Consider the following 18611-nt stretch of genomic DNA (forward strand, 5'->3'; position numbering starts at 1 on the left):
ATCTCACCGCGAAATGCGCGTCGAGAGGATCACCGAAGACAGCGTCCTCTCCACGCCATCCAGCGCGCCGATATGGTCCAGAAGCCGGTCGAGATCGGCGATGGAGGGGGCGGCGAGGATGGCGATGAGGTCAAAGGTGCCGCTCACCGAATGCAGCGTCGTCACCTCCTTGATGGCCGCCAGTGCCGCCGTCACGCCTGCGAGCGCCTTGGGTGCGATGGTAATCAGCACATGCGCCCGCACCAGCCCGGAAAGGTAGCTTTCGGATAGTTTGATGCCGTAGCCCGCAATCACGCCGTCGGCTTCCAGCCGCTCTATGCGCGCCTGCACCGTGGTGCGGGAAAGACCCAGCTTGCGCGCCAGTTCCGCCACCGGCATCCGCGCATTGTCCGATAGTAGGGACAGCAGCGCCCGGTCCTTGTCAGTTATCGGCATTGTGCATATTCCTTTTGGCGATATGCCCAAATATGGCAGGAGTTTCGTACAAAGTGAAGCTACGAATCCTTCACAAAAAGCGGCATCCTGTTACCTCAATATTTCAGTCTGAGGGGACATCATGAAACACATCGTCATTATCGGCGCAGGCAATATCGGCTCTGCCATCGCGTGGATGCTGGCCGTCACGGGCGATTACCGGGTCACGGTCGCAGACCGCTCGGTCGATCAGCTTGCCAATGTTCCCGCCCATGAGCGTGTTGATACCGAAGTGGTCGATATTACCGATCGCCTCGGCCTTCAGGCGCTGTTGAAGGACAAGTTCGCGGTTCTTTCCGCCGCGCCCTTCCACCTCACCGCAGGAATCGCAGAGGCAGCCGTTGCCGTAGGCACCCATTATCTTGACCTGACCGAAGACGTTGAATCCACACGCAAAGTCAAGAAACTCGCCGAAACATCCGAATGCGCGCTCATCCCGCAATGCGGCCTTGCACCCGGCTTCATCTCCATCGTCGCCGCAGATCTCGCCGCCCGTTTCGACAAGCTGGATAGCGTGCGCATGCGCGTCGGCGCGCTTCCTCAATATCCGTCCAACGCCTTGAATTATAACCTCACCTGGAGCACGGACGGGCTCATCAACGAATATATCGAACCCTGCGAAGCCATTGTCGAGGGACGCCTCACCGCTGTTCCGGCCCTTGAGGAGCGCGAGGAATTCTCGCTTGATGGCATGACCTATGAGGCCTTCAACACGTCAGGTGGCCTCGGCACTCTGGCCTCCACGCTGGAAGGCAAGGTGCGTACTATGAATTACCGCACCATCCGCTATCCCGGCCACGTCTCCATCATGAAGGCGCTGCTGAACGACCTCAACCTGCGCAACCGACGCGATGTTCTGAAAGACCTGTTCGAAAACGCCCTGCCCGCCACCATGCAGGATGTCGTCATCGTCTTCGTCACCGTTTGCGGCACCAAAGGCGGCCGCTTCATGCAGGAAACCTATGCCCACAAGGTCTATTCCGGCCCCGTTTCCGGCCGCATGATGAGCGCGATCCAGATCACCACCGCCGCAGGCATCACCACTGTTTTGGACTTGTTGAGCCAAGGCAAGCTACCGCAAAAAGGCTTTGTAAAACAGGAAGATATCGGCCTGCCCGATTTCCTCGCCAACCGCTTCGGGCAGTATTATGCGACCCGTGAGGGTCTGGCGAAGGTGGGGTAGTTTCATCTGGTACGGTGGGTGGGGCTTACCCCACCCACCGTACCCAACTATCACGTTCCGCAAAACGTCCTGAACACCCGCTCATGCCCCATCGGCGCCTGAGCATAAACCGCAAACTCCGGCAAATCCTCATAGGGCCGCTGGATTGACTTGAGCATGGCTTGGAATGGCTCAAGATCACCATCTTCCACAGCCGCTGCAATCAGTTCCTCGATGCGGTGGTTGCGAGGAATGCGCGCCGGGTTGACCGCCCGCATGGCCTTTGCGCGGTCGCTCTCGGTTGCGCTTTCACGCCATGCCCGCTGCCGCCAGCGCGCCAGCCATTCGTCGGCGCCGGCCAGATCAGTAAACATGCTGCGAAACGCCTCCGGGCTGCCATCCGCCGCATCGCATAGACGCCGGAATGTGAGCGTGAAATCCACCTCGTTGCGCTGCATCAGCGCCAGCAGATCCTGCACCAGTTGTTCGTCGGCGTCATCTGCGGTCGAAAGTCCAAGCTTTTCCCGCATGCCGGAAAGCCAGCGTTTCGGGAAATCCGTCGCAAACTCCGCCAGCACGCCATTGGCCAGCTCCACAGCCTTTTCGGCATCTTCATCCAGCAGTGGCAACAGGCATTCCGCCAGCCGCGCCATGTTCCACTGGGCAATGCCGGGCTGGCTGTTATAGGCGTAGCGCCCGTTTGCATCGATGGACGAAAAGACCTTGTTAGGATTATATTCATCCATGAAGGCGCAAGGCCCGAAATCGATCGTCTCGCCTGAGATCGCCACATTGTCGGTATTCATCACGCCATGGATGAACCCCACCATCAACCATCGGCACACCAGCGCACGCTGACGCTCGGCAATGGCGTGAAGCATCGCATAATAGGGCCTCTCCGCCCCCTTAAGATGCGGGTAATGCCGGTCGATCACGTAATCGGCCAGCACCTTGATGGCCTCATTGTCTTCCCGCGCAGCAAAGAACTGAAACGTGCCGACGCGAATGTGGCTTGCCGCCACGCGCGTGACCACGCCACCCGGCAGACCGGTTTCCCGCTGCACCCGCTCACCCGTCGCCACCGCCGCAAGCGCGCGCGTGGCCGGAATGCCGAGCGCGTGCATGGCTTCAGACACGATATATTCCCGCAGCACCGGCCCAAGCGCCGCACGCCCATCGCCGCGCCGTGAAAACTTCGTTGGCCCGGCACCCTTCAGCTGAATATCCCGGCGTTTGCCATTGATATCAATAACTTCGCCCAGCAAAATCGCTCGCCCGTCACCAAGCTGCGGCACAAAATTGCCGAACTGGTGGCCCGCATAGGCCATAGCCAGTGGCTCTGCCCCTTGCGGCACGGCATTGCCGGAAAAAATCGCCGCCAGCCGCGCGTCATCAACGCCTTCAACCTCAAGCCCAAGCTCCGATGCCAAGGGGTGGTTGAATGCAAGCAGCAAGGGTGCTGCAACCGGCGTGGGCAAGGCAGCGGCGGTAAACCGCTCTGGAAGGCGCGCATAGGAATTGTCGAACTGGATCACGGGTTTTCTCCCTGTTTGCCCCTATATGGGATCAGCGATGCGCAAATTCGAGTGTCTGCAACAGGAAAGCTCCATAAGCTCTTTAGCAAGTACCGTCATACGTGCAAAAGATCACATATGAATATTTATAATTGAATAACACAACCTGCGCTAGCACTCTGTGATGGGGTTTTTCCATTGGGGCTTGAGTGGGGTATTTGCATATGACATTCCGTTTTTCACCAACATTGATGGCTGGCGTTTTTTCGCTCTGTCTCACCGCGCCGGTTACGGCGCAGCAAATCGTCTATACCGATCAGGGCAACAACTGGAACGCCACCACGCGAAACCTGTACTACACGCAGGATCAGGGCTCGCGATTTATCGCGCTGTCGTGGCTGCAGGCGCTCAAGCATCCGGATGGAACGAGCTTTCTTGCCGATGGTCTCGCCCGCTATGGATACCTGCCCATGGAAGGCCCGTCCATGGGCCTTCCCGTAGGCTTTCCGGTTACGGGTGATGACGCGCAGCAGACGGTCGGCATGACCTGTTCGGCCTGTCATACGCGCGAAATCGCTGTCTCCGGCACGCGATACCGCATTGATGGTGGACCGGCCTTGGTGGATTTCCACGGCCTTCTGGTGGACGTCAATAACGCCACGCAGGCCCTCGTCAATGACAAGACGGCTTACGAGGCCTTTGCCCGCGAAGTGCTGGGAACGGAGTATCAGGACCTCAACAGCCGCGCATGGCTGGAAACGGAGTTTCAGCTGTGGACGCAGCGTTTCAATGCCATCGTGGCCAACGGCGTTCCGCACGAAAGCTGGGGCGTCGGTCGTCTGGATGCGGTCGGCATGATCTTTAACCGGCTGACGGGGTTGGATATCGGCCCGCCGCCTTCCAATCTGATGGTCGCCAACATCAAGCCGGCAGATGCGCCGGTGCGCTACCCCTTCCTGTGGAATGCTTCCATTCAGGATTATACCCAGTGGCCGGGTTTTGCGGCCAATGGCAGTGACCTTCTGGGCCTTGCCCGCAATGTGGGCGAAGTCTACGGCGTGTTCGGAGAATTCGCACCGAAAAAGGAAAAATGGTCCCTGCTCGGTTATGATTACCTGACCGGCAACTCCACCAATTTCAGTGGGCTTTCCACACTTGAAGGGCTGATCCAGAAGATGGGCCCGCCAAAATACCCCTTCCCGGTTGATCAGACGCTGGCCGCACAGGGTGCCGCCATCTTCAACAGTTCCGGCAACAATGGCTGTGCAGATTGTCACGGCATCAAACCGGGCAAACCACGCCTGTTCAACCAGACATGGGCCACACCCATTCTGGATGTCGGCACTGACAGCCGTGAATATGACATCATGAGCTGGACAGCCGCGACCGGCGTCATGCAGGGTGCCCGCATTCCATTCGCAAACGACAAGCTCGGCAAGACCGAACCGTCGATCGATATCCTGACCGTTGCCGTGTCCGGCAGCATTCTGCAGCACTATGGCAGCATGCTTTTGGATGGTCGCATGAATGTTGTGTCGCTTCTGGCATCCGCTCCGTCTGCCGTAGCCAAGAGCTCCAGCATCCCCGAACTGAGCCTGCCGGGGCGCATTCAGGAGCTGAAGGAAGCCTTCCCCAGAACGCGTGGCGAAGGCCGCACGGTCATGAAGAAGACCGCGCCGAATGGATCGACCGATTTCAAATATGAATCGCGCGTCCTGCAGGGCATCTGGGCAACCGCGCCTTACCTGCACAACGGCTCCGTTCCCACGCTGGCAGACCTGCTCAAACCAGCCGCAGAGCGTCCTGCACAGTTCAATGTTGGCCGTGACTACGACATTGAAAAGGTTGGTCTGGCGGCGGCCCAAAGCGGGCTCACCTCCACCACCGTGACCACAGGCTGTGACAACCGCAATTCCGGCAACAGCCGCTGCGGCCACGAATTCGGCACCACGCTACCAGATGCGGAAAAGCATGCCCTTCTGGAATATTTGAAGACCCTTTAAGCGCGGCGGACCGACACGGCCCCTGCTGCCCGGTTCGCCGGGCCAGCAGGGGCCGTGTGCACATCTGAGGACTGCATTTCACCTGAGAGCGTTTCTTTAGTGAGCGGGAATGCACCAGACCTGCGCCATTGTGAAAACATCGCCATCGGCCCTGAGATGCTTAGGGATGATGGGATGCGCCGCACCAACTGCGAGAGTGGTTAGACTGATCTCATATCGATTGTCCGCAAGCCCCTGTATTTGACGATTGGCGTCTGCGGGCTGACATGGGAAGAAACGAAGTGCATGACGTCGGCAATCTCGTCCTCCGACGCAACGGCGCGCTTAGGCAGTGTCAGCGCCTCACGCTTGGACAACGCAAGCAATAAATGCCTGTCGGTCTCGATGACCTTGACGACCGACTTCCAGGATACTTCGCTCCTGATGTCTTCGGAGCGCGCGAGAATGAAATTCTCCTGCAACTCCACAACAATTTCCTTGTTTGCAGACGCGTTCCTCTTGAAGACATAAGCCGCCGCCAAACCTGCGACTTGCGTGCCAAAAAGAGCGAAAAAGAGTGGCAGAAACCAGAGTGGCAGATATCGTGTATAGATCTCTAAATATTCAGGCGACACATTTTCAGCGCCTCTCAACACCATAACGATGAGGGGGTTCGCAGCAATGATCACCGCAAAAAATAGCCTGAACACAGTGGTCAATAAAGACGGGCGCACCAAGGCACGGGTCAGAGCAACGAAATCCCGCTTCTCGAATACGTACCTGATCTCCCGCATCACCTGCCCTCACTCTTTTCCCGGCCACCGCTGCGGCATCTGTTAGACCAAAACGAGTTGTCTTTGTGAATGGCTGAAGGATGAATCGGTGCTTCTTTGCTCATCGACGAACGATAAAACAGCTGAACTTTAACCTGCCACTTTCGTTCCTATGCTGTGCACCCACAGAGATGAAAGGATAGTGGAATGAATGACATCGCATTGCCCGTTGAGGTCGAGAGCGCTGTGCGCACCATACAAACCGATCTGCCGGTCAACGCCACTATCCATGTCTGGCTGAAGGCGAAGAAGGCCGATGAGCCGGGGGCGGTGTCATTCTCCAACCATAATGGCAAGTTCGGAGAGGTCTCATCCACCAATGTGGATGAGTATAATTTCCGCATCTATCAGGTGTTTGGCGGCGGGCGCATCGAGATGAGCTACGATACGGTCACCACCGCCGTGTCTGTCATCTACTGGTTCATCGCGTCCGATGTGCTGGAAACGGGCATCACCGTGGTCCACACCAAGCCAGATAATGCAGCACCAGAACTGCCGGATAGTTACCACTTCCGCCCGCCCTTCGGCTGGATGAACGACCCCAACGGCTTTGGCCGTTTCGAGGGCCGCCCTCACCTCTTTTACCAGCATTATTCCCACGGGCTTCGCTGGAACACCATGCACTGGGGCCATGCAGTATCGTCGGATTATCTGCGTTGGCGACACCTGCCGATCTTCCTATTTCCGTCCGAAGAACTCATGACGCGGCCAGACAAGCGCGGCGGCGCTTATTCCGGCTCCACCATTCCGCTGGTGGAAGGCACAGGTATCAGGGTGTTCTTTACCGAGCAGGTGCAGGACCGCGTTCCCGAACAGCAGATCCAGCTGACCGCCACCTCGTCCGATCTCATCATGGCCGGACAGGCCGAGGTCATCCTCGGCAACCGCCCGGATGGGCAGGGGCTGACACCTGACTTCCGCGATCCTTACGTTTTCCGGGGACCGGATGGCCTATGGAAAATGCTGCTGGGCAGCCAGAGCGATGGCGGCGGCGTTATTCTTCTTTATGAAACGCAAGACCCCACGGCGGCATCCGGCTGGTCCTATGTCGGCAAGCTTTGGGTGGAAACGCGCTACAAGACGACGGCTGTGGAATGCCCCTGCCTGCTGCCGCTGGATGGCCCGGCTAATTCCCGCTCCACCCGCTGGGTGCTGGTCTATGGCCTGATGCATTCGGAAGACGCAGCCACCGGCCGCAAAAACCTCACCATGGCCGATGTCGGCTGGTTCGATGGCAAGAGTTTCGTCAAGGAATTCGGCCAGGAGCTGGATTTCGGCACTGACAATTATGCCTTCCAGGCGTTTCTGGATGGCGATGCCATTGTCGGCATCGGCTGGCTGGCAAACTGGGCGGATGCGACGCCGGAGATCGATTTCCCGACCGCCATGACCTTGCCGCGCCGCATGGTCTTCTCCAACGGCGCGCTTCTGACACCGCCCATCGGCGCTGCGGAAAGCCTGCGCCATCGCATTCTGGACCGCACGCGGCTTGCCGCTGGCGACCAAGTCGAGTTCCCGAATGGTGCTTTCGAAATTCTGTTCGAGCTGGAAAAGCCGGGCCTGCCCTTCGATCTGGAACTGGACCATCCAACCGTCAAGCTGGGTGTTGTCTGCGATGAGACAGGCCTATGGATACGCTATGAGGATGACCGCGAAGGGCCGACGCCGCGCTATATATCGGAAGGCGCACGCCCGTTCCGTCTGCGCATTTTCGTGGATTATGGCTCCATCGAAGTCTTTGCCGATCATGGCCGCTTCGTCGGCACCAAGCGCATAGACAGCTTCGAGCCGGTGCGCTCTGCCCGCCTGAACGCCGCTCAAGGCGCGGTTTCCCACGCGACGACATGGATGCTGAAACAGTAGCCCTCAGGAACCTTCGCACCTTTGGTCCGTTCTCTTGATAAGCAATATATCAGGAGAGCCCTATGTCCAAAATTGAAGAGAGAGACCCTATGCTGGCCTCCACCGAAGCGGGAGAAGACAAGGGCACGAAGAAGAAGGCCGGTCGCGGGATCATCCTCGCGCTCGCTGGCTTCTGCATCATGGCCTTCGTCATCTACCTCTCGATGATCGCCATCATGACCACCCAATCATCATAACAAAACAGGCAGGAAACACATCATGGATCCGCGTGACAAGATTTCGACAGGTGAAGATGCTTTCGACCAGGACCTGGTCGAACTCGATATTGATGACCCTCCCGCGAAGGGCGAAATCCCCCAGCAGTTCGAGCATGAACTGATGGAAGAGGAAGCTGAGAGCGAAGACGACCCTTATCAGGAAAGCGACGAAGCGCTTCCCGACGATGCGGAAGAGCGCGTGATTGACCGCAACCCTTCCCGCGAAGGTGGCGCGTTCGACGACGTTTGATCTGACGCATTTCAACTCATCAAAAGGCCGGGTCTGTCATTGAGACAACCCGGCCTTTTTACGTGTTCAGCTTGCACGTTCCGGGCTGTATCCCGCCTCGCGCATGGCCTCTTCCGCCTTTGCTGCATCTCCGTTAATGGTCACGCTGTGCGCCGCAAGGTCGATGGTGATATCAGCGCCGGGAAGTGCCTCGGATACCGCACCGCGTATCGTTTTTTCGCAATGGCCGCAGGTCATGTCAGGCACCGTAAATGTCGTCGTGGTCATTGGATTGTCCTTTCTTTCAGATATTTCAGGGTTTCGTATCGGCCCCATCGATGCCCGCCAGATCATCCAGAATAGGGCAATCAGGCCGGTGGTCGCCGCCGCAGCAATGGGCAAGGTGAGAGAGTGTTTTCACCATGCTTTTCATCTCAGTGATCTTGCGCTCAAGATCCGCGATATGGGCGGTGGATATGTCTTTCACGGCGCTGCTTTCGCGGGTCTTGTCCTGCCACAGCGCCAGCAATGTCTGCGTCTCTTCCAGCGAAAACCCCAGCGTGCGCGACCGCTTGATGAAGCGCAGCGTATGCACCTCCTCTGCGCCATAGGTGCGGTAATTATTTCCGGTTCTGGCCGGTGGCGTGATGAGGCCGATCTGCTCGTAATAGCGGATCATCTTGGCCGAAACGCCTGATGCTTCCGAAGCCTGACCAATATTCATGACGATACTCTCACCGTTTTCAGCCGCAAGGCATTCCCGACGACAAACACCGAAGACAGCGCCATGGCGCCTGCCCCGATCATGGGCGACAGCATGATGCCGAAGACCGGATAAAGCGCACCCGCCGCCACTGGTATCAGCGCCACATTATAACCGAAGGCCCAGAACAGGTTTTGGGCGATGTTGCGCATGGTGGCGCGGCTCATCTCTATGGCGTGCACCGCACCCATGAGGTCACCGCCCACCAACACCACGTCAGCACTTTCAATGGCAATATCCGTGCCCGTGCCGATGGCCATGCCGATATCGGCCTCAGCCAATGCCGGGGCATCATTGATGCCATCTCCCACGAAGGCCAGCGTGCCTCGGCCCTTTCGCAGGTCCTTGATGGCCTTCACCTTTCCCTCAGGCAGCACCTGCGCAATCACGTGATCGATGCCCACCTGTCTGCCGATGGCTTTGGCCGTGCGTTCATTATCACCCGTCACCATGGCGACCTCAATCCCCATGGATTTCAGTGCCTTGATGGCAGTAACGCTCGAAGGTTTCAGCGGATCGGCCACAGCCAGAACGGCTGCAAGCTTCCCATCGATAGCGGCATAGATCGGTGTCTTGCCCTCGTCACCCAGCCGCGCGGCTGTATTTGCGAATGCCTCAACGGAAAGGCCGAGCTTTACCATGAACCTGTCTGCCCCGACATGGACCCTTGAACCATCAACGGTGGCGGAGATGCCGTAGCCGGGGAGGTTTTCGAAGTCGGTCATCGCAGCTGGGTTGTCAGGCAAAGCGGCCGCCGCCCGCACGATAGCCTCTGCAATAGGATGTTCGGAACGGCTTTCAACCGCAGCCACCAGCCTCAGAATCTGCGCAGGCTCGAAGCCTTCCACCGGTTCCAGATCGGTCAGTTCAGGCTTACCCTTGGTCAGCGTGCCGGTTTTGTCGACCACCACAATTTTGACCGAACGAAGGGCTTGCAGCGCCTCGCCCTTGCGAAACAGCACACCCAGTTGCGCGGCCCTGCCCGTGCCGACCATGATGGATGTTGGCGTGGCCAGCCCCATGGCGCAGGGGCAGGCAATGATGAGAACGGCGACTGCATTGATGAGGGCATAGGTATAGGCAGGCTGCGGCCCGAACATGGCCCAGATGATGAAGGTCAGCACGGCAATGGCCATCACCCCGGGCACGAACAACGTGGTGACGCGATCCACCGCGAGCTGGATGGGCAGTTTCGCGCCCTGCGCCTGTTCCACAAGGCGAATGATCTGCGCCAGCATCATATCCGCGCCCACCTTGGTGGCCCGGAATTTCAACGCGCCGTTGCCGTTGATCGTGCCGCCCGTCACGGCATGGCCGACGGTCTTTTCCACCGGCACCGGCTCGCCTGAAATCATCGATTCATCGACAAAGGACGCGCCCTCCACCACCTCGCCATCGACAGGCAACCGCTCGCCGGGGCGGATGATGACGATATCGCCGACGACGACCTCATATGTTGCAAGATCAAGCATTGCGCCGCCGCGCTCGACCCGCGCTGTCTTTGCCTGAAGGCCCGTCAGCTTGCTGATGGCGCCACCCGTCTTGCCGCTGGCACGGGCCTCCAGCAGCCGCCCGATGAGGATCAGCGTCACGACGACGGCAGCCGCTTCATAATAGACATGCCGCGCATCAACAGGCAGCAGGCCGGGCGCAAATGTGGTGACCAGCGAATAGAGGTAGGCCGCACTCACACCCAGCGCCACCAGCGAATTCATCTCTGGCGCGCCATGGGCAAGGGCCGGAAAACCCGATTTCAGGAAGCGCCAGCCGGGGACGAAAATGATGACCGTGGTCAGTGCGAAATAGAGATAATAGAGCGTCTGCGTCTCGATGACGCCCATCAGCCAATGGTGCATCGGCGCATAGACATGCCCGCCCATTTCCAGCACGAAGAGCGGTGCGGTGAGAATGGCGGACAGGATCACGTCGCGCTTCAACCACGCCTCATCATCCTGCCCGTGGTCTTGGACTTGGGAGGTCTGAGCGGCACCGAAACCGGGAGCCTTCAGCGCAAAACCGGCAAGCCGTGCCGTTTCTACCAGTACCTCGCGCTGCCTGTCACCGCCCATGGTTTCAACGGTGACCGCACCGGTCTCGGCATTCACGGCAACGCTGACAGTGGTGGCGACGGCCTCCAGAACGGCCTGCAAGCGCGCCGCATCGCCAGCCTTCAAGCCATGTGCAGTGAGTGTGATCGTGCGGGGTGCCACCTCATAGCCGATCTTCCTGACGGCAACGGCGAGCTTTATAGCCGAAAATCCATCCGCCGGTTCCACCGTCAGCCGCTTCGTTGCGAAATTGACAGAACTTGCCGCCACTCCCGGCACTTTGGCGGCGGCCAGTTCCACACGCCGCACACAGGACGCGCAGGTCATGCCTTCGACAGCGATGGAAAGCGGCTCTGCATATGTGCCAGAATGGGTGCCAGTATCGGTGTTGATCTTGACGGTCTCGTTCATGGGATTTCCCCTTTCACAGACCCATGTAATGCTTCCCATCATGGGAAGGTCAAGAGCTATTCAGCTTTTAGCCACGGCCTGCCCCGGCGCGCACCTTTTAAGTATATCCTTTATTACTCATGCTTTATGATGGCGCTAAGCCCGATACCGGCTCATCAATTTAAAACTCTTCCAGTACATCTGGAATATCTCCCTAACATATGCTTTAAAAATACGGGGTTTTTCATCGGGGGTATCTATGCGTTTCTTGCCATTCATCGGCCTAGCAGCAGTCATCACGACGCTTGCCTCATGCGGCACCATGTCCAAGGAAGAATGCCGCGTGGCTGACTGGGGTGTGGTGGGTGATACGGATGGCGCAGCCGGTTATAATCCACAGAGCCGCTTTGCCGACCATGTCAAATCCTGCTCCAAAAGTGGCGCAACACCGAACCAGACCCAATGGTATCAGGGATATCAGACCGGCATCAAACGCTTCTGCACGCCCCTGAGCGGTGCTTCCCATGGAGAATCCGGCGGTGCCTACAACAATGTCTGCCCACCGGAAATGGAACCGGGATTTGTGCGCGGCTACAGCCTCGGCAAACGGGTCTACGATCTGCGCTCCCGCATCGATTCTTTGAGGTCCGATGTCCTTTCACGGGAATCGGAAGCCAACCGCCTCTCCGAAGAGCTGAAAAAGGCCGAGGACAAGGACCGCCGCAGCCTGCGCGACCGCATCGATGATGCGGAACGAGACCGCAGCCGCGCCCGCCGCGAGGCCGACGACCTCGGCTATGATCTGAGCGAAGCCGAACGCGACCTAGGCTACTTCCGCCAGACCTCCGGCATACCGATGGCACCAGCGCGTTATTAATTGTAAACTACGGGGCCGTGCACCCTCACCGGCGCACGGAAACCCTTGCGATATCCCGCAGGAATTCATCGCGCACCACCTGCCCCATGGGGGTGTCAGATGGTTTGTCGTTGATGCGCAGGCGGGCGAAGACGATGTGTTGGCCTTCGCGTTCTGCCCAGCCCACGAACCAGCCGAAGGGGCGCTGCGGGTCGGGCTTGCCATCATCGCCGTTGAGGTTTCCCATGCCTGAGGTGCCGTGCACGCTCCAGGCTTCGGCAGCATCGAACACCGGCATGATGGCGCGGGTCTTGTTTTGAGCATCGCGAGCGAAGGGCAGATTGTTGCCCATCAGACGGCGCAGGAAGCCCACCTGCTCGACCGGCGAGATTTGCAGCGCGCCACCCATCCAGCTGGCCATGCCCTTCGGCGTGGTGCCGGGTGCGCCCGCCGTGCTGGTGGTGCCAAAGCCCAGCCGCTTCACATAGCTTAAAAACTTTTCAGGGCCGAGGCGGCTGGCGATCTCGGTGCCGTACCAGCTCACGCCATTCTTCTGCCAGGCGCTGGGGTCCACCTTGCGGCGCTCTGCCGGGGCGGCATCCATGCCTTTTTGCCAGTCCCACACCGGGTTGAATTCATCCAGCAAGACGCCGGAATCATAGCCGATCAGCGCTAAGGGAATGTTGAACGTCGCGCCCGGCGGCACGCGCTTGTCACACGTGCCCTGCTGCGTCATGACGGCACCGGTTTCCACCGAGGTCACGAAAGTGCACTCGTAAACATGCTGCGAGGCATTGGCCCCGCCCGGCACTAGGCCAGCGCCAGAAAGGCCAGCGGCGGAAAGGCACAGGGCTTTTAGAACGGCGCAGCGGGATAGCATTCATTTTCCTTGTAACCGGTGCTCATGCAGGCCGATAAGGGGTCGTTGATAAAAGATGGCATGGTTTAAGTGCAAGTTGGGGCAGCAATAGGACGGGGCAAATTGCCCTTCATCTCCGTTGTGCCGCAGGCTCATCCCCCACCGTCAACGGCCAGTCTACAACGTAATTCTCGAAATCGTCCACATCAACCTGCTTTTCGTTGATGGTACGGCCGCGTGCGGAAATGCCAGCCACATGCACGGTTTCCGGATCCCCGGAAACAAGGTGGTGCCACCAGTAAAGATCTTCGCCATCGCGCACCAGCGCATAGGCGCAGGTAGGCGGCAGCCAGCCGATTTCGTTGACGAGCTTCAGGTTGAGCTGGATGCAATCCGGCACCGTATCAAACCGGTTGGGGTAATCTGAACAGGCGCAACTGTCTCCATCCAGCAACTGGCAGGAGACGGATGTGAACACCACATCGCCGGTGTCCCAGTCCTCCAGCTTATTTAGACAACAGAGCCCGCAGCCATCGCACAGGCTTTCCCACTCGGTGTTACTCATTTGCGCCAGTGATTTCGTTTTCCAGAAGGGCGCGTCACTCATCGTTAACATTTCCGTTCCATTTTGCAGCATCGGGCGGCAACGTGATCCCCGTTTGCCATATCGCAATCTACCGGATTATGAGATAATCGCTAAATCCGGCAGAGTAGTGGTGATGGTGGAATGACCCGCGCAAGGTCGCTGCGTCAAGCAAATGCTGGCGAGATCGAACAGGAATACGTTTCAGGTGCAGGAAGACAACAACAAGAAACCGGCGCGCCGTAAGCGCCATCTTCTGCTGCGCATCGATTCATGGATCGATTCCAGCCTGTGGACATCCGCGTCGCGCTTCTTCGATTTCTGGGAAGATGTCACCATCGCATCGCGCAAGCTCCATGTGCGCGGCTGGAAGAAATTTCTCATCAACATTGCCGATGATGCGCTGACGGTTGGCACCGCTGGCACCGTGTTGATGCTGGCGCTGGCGCTGCCCGCCTTTGAGGAAACCAAGAAGGACTGGCGCTATCGCGGTGATTTCGCGGTGACATTCCTCGACCGTTTCGGCAACACCATCGGCCATCGCGGCATCATTCACGAAGATTCTGTGCCGATCGACCAGATGCCGGACCATTTCATCAAGGCGGTTCTGGCCACAGAAGACCGTCGCTTCTTCGAGCATTTCGGCATTGATTTCATTGGCCTTGCCCGCGCCATGAGTGAAAACGCGCGCGCAGGCGGCGTTGTGCAGGGCGGCTCTACACTGACACAGCAATTGGCCAAGAACCTGTTTCTGACCAATGAACGCTCGCTGGAACGCAAGATCAAGGAAGCCTTTCTGGCGCTTTGGCTTGAATCCAACATGTCGAAAAAGGAAATCCTTAGCCTTTATCTGGACCGCGCCTATATGGGCGGCGGTACCTTTGGCGCGGCAGCGGCAGCACAGTTTTATTTCGGCAAGAACCTGACGGATGTGACTCTGGCGGAATCCGCCATTCTCGCCGGTCTGTTCAAGGCGCCTGCGAAATACGCGCCGCATGTGAACCTTCCAGCGGCGCGTGCGCGCGCCAACACGGTTCTCTCCAACTTGGTACGCGGCGGCTTGATGACAGAGGGACAGGTTATTGGCGCACGCCGCAACCCCGCCACCGTGATTGACCGGGAAGACGTGAAGGCACCGGACTATTTCCTCGACTGGGCCTTTGACGAGGTGCAGCGTCTGGCCAAGGATGGCAAGATCAAGGACCACACGGTCATTGTGCGCACCACCATCGATACCGGCCTGCAACAGGCGGCTGAACAGGCGCTGGAAGGCAGCCTGCGGGAGTTTGGCGAAGGCTACAAGGTCAAGCAGGGTTCGATTGTGATGATCGAGAATGGCGGCGGCATCCGCGCCATGGTCGGCGGGCGGGACTATGGCGAAAGCCAGTTCAACCGCGCAACGGCGGCGCTTCGCCAGCCGGGTTCATCCTTCAAGGTCTATACCTATTCCGCCGCCATGGAGAAGGGCTACAAGCCGGAAACGCTGATTTCAGATGCGCCCGTAACATGGCGCGGCTGGTCACCGCAAAACTATGGCCGTTCCTATGCGGGCAAGGTGACGTTGCAGACGGCGTTGGCAAAATCCTACAACACCGTGCCGGTGCGCCTTGCCAAAGATGTGCTGGGAACGCAGATCATTGCCGATACCGCCAAAGCCATGGGCGTTGCCACGCCGCTGCGCACCGACAAGACCATTCCCCTTGGCACATCCGAAGTGACCGTGCTGGATCAGGCCACAGGCTATGCCGTTTTCCCGGCAGATGGTATGCAATCGCGCCGCCACGGCATTGCGCAGGTGCTGGATTACGAAGGCAAGGTTCTCTACGATTTCGAGCGCGACGAGCCACCGGCGCAGCGCGTGCTATCCGAAGACGCCAATTCCAAGATGAACCGCATGCTGGTGACCATTCCCGTGGAGGGAACGGCGCGGCGTGGCGCACTGGACAATGGCATCGTTTCCGGCGGCAAGACCGGCACGTCGCAATCCTACCGCGACGCCTGGTATGTGGGCTTCACCGGCAATTACACGGCAGCCGTCTGGTTCGGCAATGACGATTTCACCTCCATGAACAACATGACCGGCGGCGCCCTGCCCGCCATGACGTTCAAGAGGCTGATGGACTATGCCCACCAGGGCATGGAACTGCGCCCCATTCCCGGCATTCAGAACCCGCTGCCCAATGGCACGCACCCCAAACCCGCCACCGGCGCGGTCGTAGCCTCCACAGACGCCAGCGCCCTCCCCGCCCTCACCCGCCCCCGCTCCCTTTCCGCCGAAGCTACACGGGTTATTCGCTCGATTGGAAAACGGCTGAAGGAGGCGTCTGCGCCTTCGTTGACGGTGCAGAAGGTGGCAGGCGTTGAGACGGATGGTGGGGTGAAGCGGTAGGGTCGAATCACTCGCTGCGCATCGGCTTGCCCACACGTACCCACTAAGAGGCGGGCTTCCTACCGCAACCGGTTTGATTTCAAGCATATTGGTGTAGATCCAGAGGCGAGCCTTTAGTCCTCATCCTCCGCGATCCGAAGGTCTCTCAGAAACCGATCGAAGCTTGGGGAATAACAGGTCACCAGCCCATTCTCTTCTGCTTCCTCCAGTGTTTCTGGCTCGCCATCGTAAGCCACCATCTCATGATCTAAAACGAAGATCTGACAATATCTGTCCTTTGACAGGCAGATCATAATGGAATTGCCGCCACCATCATTGCCAATGACGAAAAGCGCACGAGGAAGGGGGTATGCACTTGGTTTTGTGAATTCTTTGTCGATCTCCGCCAGATCGCACATATGCCGAAGCTGGAGGTCTCGCCCGTCGGCATCGAGATATTCAACGGGCGTATTAAAAATCAGACCGCCGCCCGAACGCTTCAAGAATGTTCTAAATCCTTCAGGAAGCTGAACCCCGATTTTTCCTTCGAAACCCAAAAGATCCGCCTCAGTCGCGGGCTTACCGCCCTCGCTCTCTATGCTTGCTACGAATTCATCCAGTGTCATTCCGTGCGCTCCTTGAAATCCGTGGTTAACTTCGATCCGCTCAAATACTCTCTTCATCCACAACCTGGACGCCTTTTTCTTTCAGGGCCTTCAAAAGTTTAGGGCTGGGCTTGCTGTTTTCCAGACCGCTCAATCGTCTCAGATTTGGCAAGAGGGCAAGATCATCAATCGCCTTGTTGGTAATCCTTACGACTTCATCGCCAACACCGGGATCCCAGAATGGGAACAGGTGATAGATAAAACGCGAGCCACCATCGATGCCGCTTGATTGATGCAAAGCCTCGATTTGGGAAAGAAGCTCATCGGGAATGGCCATATTCTGAAAATATGTCTTCGCTTCTGGAATGATCGCATATCCATCAGTCTCGACGTCGATTTCACGCTTGTCATACTCTTTCGCAAACTCATGTATGTCGAAGACAGGTGTGAGAATCTTCTGCCGGTACATCAACTCTTCTATGACAATTAGCTTTAAGCCAAAGTCTCTGAACCTGTTGTCGGCCGCCTTAGGCATGGGATAGGTCTTCGGTTGGTTCCGGTAGTCCACCGCATCGTTGAGCAGCGCCAATAACCGAGCCGAGCTTGTGAGAGGCAGTCGCTGGCTCGCCGCTTTGAGCGCTCTGCGTGTCACGGCTGAAACGGCTACCCGCCGAACAGCTTTTCTCCATCGCCGCTGATCCCAGCTATCGAAATCACTTTCTATCAGCCCCAGCTCTTTTCTGTATTCTTCAAGATATTTGATATCGCGGTTTTTCAACTCTTCAGCAGATGCCCAGCGCTCACTTTTATAGTGTTTCGATGCTATTTGGTGTTCGGCCCTTGCGACCTGAACCTGCATCCTGGCAATCTCTGTCGTCTGCGTTGTCGTTTCCACCTCGAGGGCAGCAAGGATGAATTTCTCTACAAACGAAGTCGCCGTTTCCTGTGACCAAGACCGGGCGTCTCGAAGAGTAAGGGTCAGGATATCTGCAGACTTTATATAAAGAACATCTGCTTTTCTGGAATAATGGCCCAGCATGTTGGAGGCGAAGGTGCTCATAGGGCCTTCTGTAAAATCGTTTCGCTCCAAAATGTGAAAGCGCAGGAGATCACTGACAAGGACTGGTCCGTTAGCATCCTTCGCCAGCATCTCACCGAGAACCAAACTTCTCTGCGTCGGGAAAGCTCGAAATAGTCTGGCTATCATCGGGCGCAGCTCAGCGTCAATTTCTGGCGCTTCTACGGAATAAGGACGGTGCCAACAGTATGCTTCCAACATGGCAGTCGGAATATCACCCAAGTTTCCAGTATCCATGTGGCTATGAACTGGACTTATTTGACGATCGACAGAGCCGAGCGCAACCTCGATCAGTTTTTGGTGCTCATGGTGCCGTTCAGAAAGCTCTCGGAAAAATCCCGCACGCACATCGCCCGGCACGGATGTTGATGGAGACGAAAACAGTGTGATAAATTTATAGGCGTGGGTCTGATCAATGTCTTTTGCTGGATAGTCATTGACGAGTATAATTTTCAGGCAGTGAAAATACGCATCGTACATAACTTTGATTAGATCTAAATTTTCGCTTAGAACAGCATAAAACCTATTTCGGATCTCGGAACGATGTTCGTAGTCATCAGCGGGTACCACGTTTAAGTCTTGGAAAATCTGTTTAAATTTTTCAGGCATTTCCGAAATCATCAGGCACCTCTTACCACGATATCCTCAACCAAAACGTGTTTCGTAATTGTGGCAATTTTGGCTCGCGGCGCATACGCCCGGAGACTGCAACCAATTACCGCTCCATTCGTTTGCGAACGTTGCACA

The 18611-nt window shown here is 57.6% G+C and carries 17 protein-coding genes; 7 read left to right on the plus strand and 10 right to left on the minus strand.

The genetic code is table 11. The annotated features are described in order from the left end of the window. Positions 1–3: 3 nt before the first annotated feature. Positions 4–435, minus strand: a complete 432-nt coding sequence (locus IFT53_RS01040) for an Lrp/AsnC family transcriptional regulator (RefSeq protein WP_042618315.1) — start codon at positions 433–435, stop codon at positions 4–6. Positions 436–556: 121 nt separating this feature from the next. Here IFT53_RS01040 and IFT53_RS01045 point away from each other — a divergent pair, with 121 nt between their 5' ends. Beyond that, entirely contained in the window at positions 557–1657 is a 1101-nt protein-coding gene (locus IFT53_RS01045) for a saccharopine dehydrogenase family protein (protein WP_192063658.1), read from the plus strand. 50 nt (positions 1658–1707) lie between these two features. Here the strand turns inward: IFT53_RS01045 and IFT53_RS01050 are convergent, their stop codons facing one another. Next, positions 1708–3168: a protein adenylyltransferase SelO family protein gene (locus tag IFT53_RS01050; RefSeq protein WP_192063874.1), complete on the minus strand. Its 1461-nt coding sequence runs from the start codon at positions 3166–3168 to the stop codon at positions 1708–1710. A 206-nt stretch (positions 3169–3374) separates the two neighbouring features. Here IFT53_RS01050 and IFT53_RS01055 point away from each other — a divergent pair, with 206 nt between their 5' ends. Continuing rightward, the gene (locus IFT53_RS01055) at positions 3375–5153 is read left to right on the plus strand and encodes a di-heme-cytochrome C peroxidase (protein WP_197980102.1); all 1779 of its coding nucleotides are present in this window, start codon (positions 3375–3377) and stop codon (positions 5151–5153) included. A 200-nt stretch (positions 5154–5353) separates the two neighbouring features. Here IFT53_RS01055 and IFT53_RS01060 read toward each other — a convergent pair whose 3' ends face one another. After that, a complete protein-coding gene (locus IFT53_RS01060) occupies positions 5354–5926 on the minus strand; it encodes a YcxB family protein (RefSeq protein WP_042618313.1) in 573 nt (190 codons plus the stop codon). Positions 5927–6112: 186 nt separating this feature from the next. Here IFT53_RS01060 and IFT53_RS01065 point away from each other — a divergent pair, with 186 nt between their 5' ends. From IFT53_RS01065 to IFT53_RS01075, 3 genes are all read left to right on the plus strand, one after another. After that, positions 6113–7828, plus strand: a complete 1716-nt coding sequence (locus IFT53_RS01065; RefSeq protein WP_192063657.1) for a GH32 C-terminal domain-containing protein — start codon at positions 6113–6115, stop codon at positions 7826–7828. Between the two features lie 62 nt (positions 7829–7890). Next, positions 7891–8064 carry a hypothetical protein gene (locus IFT53_RS01070; RefSeq protein ID WP_192063656.1) on the plus strand — a complete coding sequence of 58 codons (174 nt, stop codon included), beginning with the start codon at positions 7891–7893 and terminating at the stop codon, positions 8062–8064. A gap of 22 nt (positions 8065–8086) precedes the next feature. Beyond that, entirely contained in the window at positions 8087–8335 is a 249-nt protein-coding gene (locus tag IFT53_RS01075) for a hypothetical protein (protein ID WP_192063655.1), read from the plus strand. A 66-nt stretch (positions 8336–8401) separates the two neighbouring features. Here IFT53_RS01075 and IFT53_RS01080 read toward each other — a convergent pair whose 3' ends face one another. Genes IFT53_RS01080 through IFT53_RS01090 form a run of 3 tightly spaced genes read right to left on the minus strand, consistent with a single transcriptional unit; the run spans position 8402 to position 11536 of the window. Further along, a complete protein-coding gene (locus IFT53_RS01080; protein ID WP_192063654.1) occupies positions 8402–8602 on the minus strand; it encodes a heavy-metal-associated domain-containing protein in 201 nt (66 codons plus the stop codon). Positions 8603–8627: 25 nt separating this feature from the next. Beyond that, a complete protein-coding gene (gene cueR / locus IFT53_RS01085; protein WP_192063653.1) occupies positions 8628–9038 on the minus strand; it encodes a Cu(I)-responsive transcriptional regulator in 411 nt (136 codons plus the stop codon). Beyond that, positions 9035–11536 carry a heavy metal translocating P-type ATPase gene (locus IFT53_RS01090; protein ID WP_192063652.1) on the minus strand — a complete coding sequence of 834 codons (2502 nt, stop codon included), beginning with the start codon at positions 11534–11536 and terminating at the stop codon, positions 9035–9037. The genes cueR and IFT53_RS01090 overlap by 4 nt, the downstream gene beginning before the upstream one ends. A gap of 238 nt (positions 11537–11774) precedes the next feature. Between IFT53_RS01090 and IFT53_RS01095 the strand changes: the two genes are divergently transcribed. Further along, complete coding sequence (locus IFT53_RS01095) at positions 11775–12392, plus strand: DUF2799 domain-containing protein (protein WP_192063651.1); 618 nt, start codon at positions 11775–11777, stop codon at positions 12390–12392. Between the two features lie 25 nt (positions 12393–12417). Here the strand turns inward: IFT53_RS01095 and IFT53_RS01100 are convergent, their stop codons facing one another. Both IFT53_RS01100 and IFT53_RS01105 read right to left on the minus strand, forming a co-directional pair. Next, positions 12418–13251 carry a class D beta-lactamase gene (locus IFT53_RS01100; RefSeq protein ID WP_192063650.1) on the minus strand — a complete coding sequence of 278 codons (834 nt, stop codon included), beginning with the start codon at positions 13249–13251 and terminating at the stop codon, positions 12418–12420. Positions 13252–13360: 109 nt separating this feature from the next. Next, positions 13361–13837 carry a YcgN family cysteine cluster protein gene (locus IFT53_RS01105; RefSeq protein ID WP_042618457.1) on the minus strand — a complete coding sequence of 159 codons (477 nt, stop codon included), beginning with the start codon at positions 13835–13837 and terminating at the stop codon, positions 13361–13363. 184 nt (positions 13838–14021) lie between these two features. On the opposite strand from IFT53_RS01105, the gene IFT53_RS01110 reads away from it, so the two are divergent. Next, positions 14022–16202, plus strand: coding sequence for a transglycosylase domain-containing protein (locus IFT53_RS01110; RefSeq protein WP_042618456.1), 2181 nt, complete (start codon positions 14022–14024; stop codon positions 16200–16202). A gap of 113 nt (positions 16203–16315) precedes the next feature. Here the strand turns inward: IFT53_RS01110 and IFT53_RS01115 are convergent, their stop codons facing one another. Next, positions 16316–16807 carry an SMI1/KNR4 family protein gene (locus IFT53_RS01115; protein ID WP_192063649.1) on the minus strand — a complete coding sequence of 164 codons (492 nt, stop codon included), beginning with the start codon at positions 16805–16807 and terminating at the stop codon, positions 16316–16318. Positions 16808–16847: 40 nt separating this feature from the next. Beyond that, a complete protein-coding gene (locus IFT53_RS01120) occupies positions 16848–18485 on the minus strand; it encodes a DUF6892 domain-containing protein (RefSeq protein WP_192063648.1) in 1638 nt (545 codons plus the stop codon). Positions 18486–18611 lie beyond the last annotated feature (126 nt).

The organism is Rhizobium sp. CFBP 13644 (assembly GCF_014842165.1).
GTDB lineage: Bacteria > Pseudomonadota > Alphaproteobacteria > Rhizobiales > Rhizobiaceae > Agrobacterium > Agrobacterium tumefaciens_C.

Excerpts from the sequence above, each read along its gene's own strand:
- IFT53_RS01065 (WP_192063657.1), top strand. The coding sequence starts at position 6,113 with ATGAATGACATCGCATTGCCCGTTGAGGTCGAGAGCGCTGTGCGCACC.
- IFT53_RS01055 (WP_197980102.1), top strand. The coding sequence starts at position 3,375 with ATGACATTCCGTTTTTCACCAACATTGATGGCTGGCGTTTTTTCGCTC.
- IFT53_RS01045 (WP_192063658.1), top strand. The coding sequence starts at position 557 with ATGAAACACATCGTCATTATCGGCGCAGGCAATATCGGCTCTGCCATC.
- IFT53_RS01040 (WP_042618315.1), bottom strand. The coding sequence starts at position 435 with ATGCCGATAACTGACAAGGACCGGGCGCTGCTGTCCCTACTATCGGAC.
- IFT53_RS01100 (WP_192063650.1), bottom strand. The coding sequence starts at position 13,251 with ATGCTATCCCGCTGCGCCGTTCTAAAAGCCCTGTGCCTTTCCGCCGCT.
- cueR (WP_192063653.1), bottom strand. The coding sequence starts at position 9,038 with ATGAATATTGGTCAGGCTTCGGAAGCATCAGGCGTTTCGGCCAAGATG.
- IFT53_RS01115 (WP_192063649.1), bottom strand. The coding sequence starts at position 16,807 with ATGACACTGGATGAATTCGTAGCAAGCATAGAGAGCGAGGGCGGTAAG.
- IFT53_RS01080 (WP_192063654.1), bottom strand. The coding sequence starts at position 8,602 with ATGACCACGACGACATTTACGGTGCCTGACATGACCTGCGGCCATTGC.
- IFT53_RS01120 (WP_192063648.1), bottom strand. The coding sequence starts at position 18,485 with ATGATTTCGGAAATGCCTGAAAAATTTAAACAGATTTTCCAAGACTTA.
- IFT53_RS01095 (WP_192063651.1), top strand. The coding sequence starts at position 11,775 with ATGCGTTTCTTGCCATTCATCGGCCTAGCAGCAGTCATCACGACGCTT.
- IFT53_RS01090 (WP_192063652.1), bottom strand. The coding sequence starts at position 11,536 with ATGAACGAGACCGTCAAGATCAACACCGATACTGGCACCCATTCTGGC.
- IFT53_RS01070 (WP_192063656.1), top strand. The coding sequence starts at position 7,891 with ATGTCCAAAATTGAAGAGAGAGACCCTATGCTGGCCTCCACCGAAGCG.
- IFT53_RS01075 (WP_192063655.1), top strand. The coding sequence starts at position 8,087 with ATGGATCCGCGTGACAAGATTTCGACAGGTGAAGATGCTTTCGACCAG.
- IFT53_RS01105 (WP_042618457.1), bottom strand. The coding sequence starts at position 13,837 with ATGAGTGACGCGCCCTTCTGGAAAACGAAATCACTGGCGCAAATGAGT.
- IFT53_RS01060 (WP_042618313.1), bottom strand. The coding sequence starts at position 5,926 with ATGCGGGAGATCAGGTACGTATTCGAGAAGCGGGATTTCGTTGCTCTG.